This window comes from Mycobacterium sp. TH-M25, assembly GCF_057473665.1.
The window spans coordinates 1-4,245 of record NZ_JBYCLA010000245.1 but is presented as its reverse complement, the minus strand read 5'-3'; the positions used below and the strand labels follow the sequence as shown (position 1 = coordinate 4,245).

At 62.2% G+C, this 4,245-nt stretch carries 5 protein-coding genes; 2 read left to right on the top strand and 3 right to left on the bottom strand.

The window, feature by feature from the left end; all coding sequences use genetic code 11:
- Positions 1–181: 181 nt before the first annotated feature.
- The gene (locus AC2VOU_RS08140; protein WP_486956914.1) at positions 182–946 is read right to left on the bottom strand and encodes a class I SAM-dependent methyltransferase; all 765 of its coding nucleotides are present in this window, start codon (positions 944–946) and stop codon (positions 182–184) included.
- Positions 947–1,106: 160 nt separating this feature from the next.
- Here AC2VOU_RS08140 and AC2VOU_RS08135 point away from each other — a divergent pair, with 160 nt between their 5' ends.
- Positions 1,107–1,901 carry a hypothetical protein gene (locus tag AC2VOU_RS08135; protein WP_486956913.1) on the top strand — a complete coding sequence of 265 codons (795 nt, stop codon included), beginning with the start codon at positions 1,107–1,109 and terminating at the stop codon, positions 1,899–1,901.
- 16 nt (positions 1,902–1,917) lie between these two features.
- Here the strand turns inward: AC2VOU_RS08135 and AC2VOU_RS08130 are convergent, their stop codons facing one another.
- Complete coding sequence (locus tag AC2VOU_RS08130) at positions 1,918–2,679, bottom strand: SAM-dependent methyltransferase (protein WP_486956912.1); 762 nt, start codon at positions 2,677–2,679, stop codon at positions 1,918–1,920.
- Between the two features lie 6 nt (positions 2,680–2,685).
- Between AC2VOU_RS08130 and AC2VOU_RS08125 the strand changes: the two genes are divergently transcribed.
- On the top strand, positions 2,686–3,450 hold the full coding sequence (locus tag AC2VOU_RS08125) for a phosphoribosylanthranilate isomerase (RefSeq protein ID WP_486956911.1): 765 nt from the start codon (positions 2,686–2,688) through the stop codon (positions 3,448–3,450).
- Here the strand turns inward: AC2VOU_RS08125 and AC2VOU_RS08120 are convergent.
- Entirely contained in the window at positions 3,444–4,133 is a 690-nt protein-coding gene (locus AC2VOU_RS08120; protein WP_486956910.1) for a S1 family peptidase, read from the bottom strand. The genes AC2VOU_RS08125 and AC2VOU_RS08120 overlap by 7 nt on opposite strands.
- Between the last annotated feature and the right edge of the window lie 112 nt (positions 4,134–4,245).

The window sequence follows — 4,245 nt, the reverse complement described above, 5'->3', positions numbered from 1 at the left end:
TCTGGGGGTGCTTTTGGCATTCGGGGTAGTCGGTGCCTTCGGGACGGGTCGCGTTGAGCTTGCCGCGGGCGTAGTTACTTTCCAGCCGCGCTCCCCTACGCTCGTCGATCCGGGGCACTATTGTTCACCGCCACGCATGAATTGTGGGTCGGGGACCAAGGCGATTACGTGCATGGCGGCCTTAGGCTCGGCCTGCGCGTAGGTACAGGAATAGCGGTTGTGTATTGAGAACACGGCAGGCTTCCGGGCTGAGTCCGGTGGCGGTGTCGAATTGAGGGCGGGGTTCTTCGACGGCGTCGATCGAGAAGCCTGCTCGCAGGAGTTCGGTGAATATCGACGCGAGTGGGCGGCGATAAGGGCGTGCGGTGACGGTGAGGCCGTCTAAATCCCATGTCTCACTTATTAGTTCGGTGCGGTGGTAGTCAGCCTGGTCAGACAGTAGCCAGCCGGTGATCGGGTGATGTAAGGAAAACACCATTGCGCCGCCGGGAATAAGCACGCGGACGAGGTCGTCGAGCACCGGCGCCCAGTCAGCGATGTAGTGAAGCACCAAGGAAGCGATCACGATGTCGACGCTGCCGGGTCGAACGACACCCAGTGGTGGGCTGGCGAGGTCGGCTACGGCGAAGCGTGCTCGATCGCCTAATCGTTTTTGCGCGAGCTCAACCATACGGGGCTCGACGTCGACTCCGAGGACGCTGGCTCCGTGGTCGACGAGCTGGGAAGTCAGTGCTCCGGCCGCGCAACCTAACTCGAGTACGCGCTTACCGCGAAGAGGCCCGGCGAGACGAATTATGGCTGGCCGGTCGTAGTCGCGGTTGACGGGGCTACGGTCTGCGTGCACGGCGTAGGTGTCGGCGTGGGCGTTGAAGATTGAGCTGTGTTCAGGTAATTCCGCCGGCTTGCGATCTCGATGACAGCTTGTGGCGACGGAGAACGACGACACGGCCCACCTCCCTGATTCCCGCCAATTTCGGTGCCTTAACCATGCCGGACGCGGTGGTATCTTCGCGGCCCGCTCTAGGCATCATTTGTTCATCACGGCGGCCACATGGTGGTATCGGCTGAGCGTCATGTGCGGCGCTCACGGGCGATAAACTCGCTGGGTGGGGAATCCGTTGAAGGCCCTGCTCCAACGGGGCCACATCCACCCGTACAGTGCGTTCGCCGCCGAGTACGAGCGGCATGCAAGAAAGCTGGACCTGCCCGTGCGGGCTGACCCGCCGACTAAAGTGCAGTACTACCGGTGGGTGGCCGGTCGTAACAAAACGCTTCCACGGCCGCAGCACTGTGCGGTGTTGGAAAGTATGTTTCCCGGGTGGACAGCCGGTGAGCTGTTCGGATTCGATGAGCACACGGTCAGTCAGGAGTCGGAGTCATCGGACTTCACAGGCATTTTGTCTGACTTTAGGCCAGGTGTGGATCCGGCCTTGTTGTCGGGACTGTGGTGCAGCGGTTACATACTGAACGGACAACAGCACCATGTCGACCTAGCCATGATTACCGCTACCGCGGATGGCGTTCGCTCGACAAATTACCCACCGGAACCGCGGTTCGAGGGTCACGCGACCGGCCACCGTACGGATATGGCCGGCCGCTTGTTCAACCGCCATTTGATGGGGCACTGGCGAAACGCGAACGATGCGTACTACTTCGGCTCCGTCCACCTGATTGTCCTTCCGGGGGAAATGGTGCTGGACGGCTTCTACACCGGCTTCCTCGACGATAGTGAAGTTGTGTCGCAACCGTGGAGATGGATACGGGTCGACCCGGCCTCTCACGGCGGCGTCGACCTGTCGACGGTGACGCTGTTGGAACCGTGTCAGCTCTATACCAGGCTGAGCCGTCACACCCGCTTCGATGGTCCCCTGTCGCTTTCAGATGTGGTCGAAAACTCTTGATACGCGCGGGACTCAGCTAAGGACAAGTGGCCTCGACAAGGAGTCGTGAGGTGTGGGTGACGAAGCTACCGTCAGCCTCGATGTGGTCGTGGAGTTTTCGTAGCTGGTGATGGTATTTCGCAACGGAGAATCCCGGGACGGCCCAGACCACCTTCCGCAAGAAGTAGATGACCGCGCCGACATCGAAGAATTCCAGGCGAATCGGTTCGTGGCGCAGGTCGACGACCTTAAGTCCCGCGTTGGTGACGGCCAGTTCGGTTTCACCGGGTGTCGGGTTCGACGGTAAACCGGTCGCGACCTGGCCTCCGGTGAATCGTTCGATCAGCTCGCGTAATGAGTTCGGACCGACATGCTGACCGAGATACGTTCCTGACGGGACAAGGACCCGCGCAACTTCGTTCCACGACAAGCCGACTGGGTGCCGGCTGGCAACGAAATCAAATGCGTTGTCGCCGAACGGCAAAGGGCCGCCACCTGGATCGGCGACCACCGCCACGCCGAGGGGGTGAAGCCGCTGGGTTGCCAGAGTCAGATTGGGCGGCCATCCTTCGGTGGCCGCCATGGTTGGCGGGAATGGCGCGGCACCAGCTAAGACTTCGCCGCCGCCTGTTTCGAGGTCGACGGCGGCCCGTGCGGCTGAGAGCCGGCCGCGTAGCAGCTTTTGATACCCCCATGACGGGCGCTGCTCGGCGGCCCTGCTGTCAAGCCACGAAAAATCCCACCCGGTTACCGAAACCGAATTGGCCTCGGTGACCAACTCGTCGAAGGATCGCCTCATAGCCTCATGCTGGCATGTCTTGCACGTGGATCGGCGCACGTGCACGATGTCCAAATGGGACGTGTAAGGGCGAAGATTTGCGGTATCGGCACGGCCGCCGATCTGGAGGCGGCCGTGGAAGCCGGAGCTGATGCGGTTGGCTTGATCTGCGGTACGACTCACTTCAGCGAGGACGTACTCACCGTCTCGGCGGCGCGAGATCTTGCGGTGGCCGTGCCAGCTTTCGTCTCGACTGTCCTGGTGACTCATCTACTGATGGCCGACGACATACTTTCTTTAGCCGACGCCGTTGGCGTCGATACGGTCCAGGTACACGGCGAGGTGTCCATCGAGACTGTGCGCGAGGTGTTTACGCGCCGCCGTCGCTCACTGCGTGTCGTCGCAGCGGTCCATGTAACCGGTGGCGACGCAGTCGACCGGGCCCTTGAGATGGCAGGTGTCTCTGATGCTGTGTTGTTGGATTCACGGACAGACTCGCGGCTCGGCGGGACCGGGCAGACTCACGACTGGGACGTCAGCCGCAGCATCGTTGAAGCCCTTGCCGAGGTAGGCCGGCCCGTCATTCTCGCCGGCGGTCTGGACGGCAGCAACGTGTTGTCGGCAGTTCGTATGGTCGGCCCGTACGGAGTGGACGCAAACAGCCGCCTGAAAGGGCCCGATGGCCGCAAGGATCCGGTGGCGTGCGCGGCGTTTATTCGGGCCGCGCTGCTCGCTGACTCTTCGCTGAATGGTTTGGGCGGCAGGGCCGATGCGACGATCCGTGCTTATTGATTGGTCCTGTCGACGACGGGACCGAAGCCGGGTCCTCCGTCGCCGGCGGCCGCGGCCAAGCGCCGGATGTTGGTGATGGGTTCGAAGTAGGTTTTGTCCTGGGCGTCGTTGTGGGCGATGAGGATGCCGACGAGGGCGTTGTCGCGGAGTCGGACGATGGGGCCGCCGGAGTCTCCGTGATCGGACAGCAATTTATCGATGCTGCCGACCTGCGTGGTGATGGTGCTGACGGTGCCGCATTTCACGCCGCTAGTGGTGCCGAATAAACAAACATGGTCGCCGGCGCCGGATTGCCGTTGCTGCCGTAGTTGGGTGGTGGCGGTGATGGCTGCCGAGGTGGCAACGGTGTTGCGTAGCTTGATGATTGAGTAGCCGTATTTGCGTTCGGGGATGTTGTCAGGTTGGACCGCGGTGTAGGTCCCGATGACGTAGCCGTGTTGATCGCGGACGGTGGTTCCGACGCTGCCGCAGTGGCCAGCTGTCACGGCCAGGGGCGCGTGTGCGGCGTTGCTGGCGGCGTAACCGAGTGTGCAGCGGGTGATCCTGCCGGCGACGTGTTGAAAGATCGGCATTCCGGGTGCGGCCACTGGTGTTACCTGCGCGGCGGCCGGGGGGCTGGCGGCGAGCGCAGCGGTGCCGGCGGCGAGCGCGGTCAGTGTGGTGGCAATGGTCCGGCGGATCATGTCTTGTTGTCTTTCGGTTCTCGGATTTTGCCTTTGTAGAGGAATTTGCCGCCGGCGATGCCGGTGTATTTGGCCCAGATCATGTCATCAAGGCACGCGGTTTTTATGGGGC

Bases quoted from the DNA above. Each gene is read 5' to 3' on its own strand.
- AC2VOU_RS08130 (WP_486956912.1), bottom strand. From the start codon at position 2,679: ATGAGGCGATCCTTCGACGAGTTGGTCACCGAGGCCAATTCGGTTTCG.
- AC2VOU_RS08125 (WP_486956911.1), top strand. From the start codon at position 2,686: ATGCTGGCATGTCTTGCACGTGGATCGGCGCACGTGCACGATGTCCAA.
- AC2VOU_RS08120 (WP_486956910.1), bottom strand. From the start codon at position 4,133: ATGATCCGCCGGACCATTGCCACCACACTGACCGCGCTCGCCGCCGGC.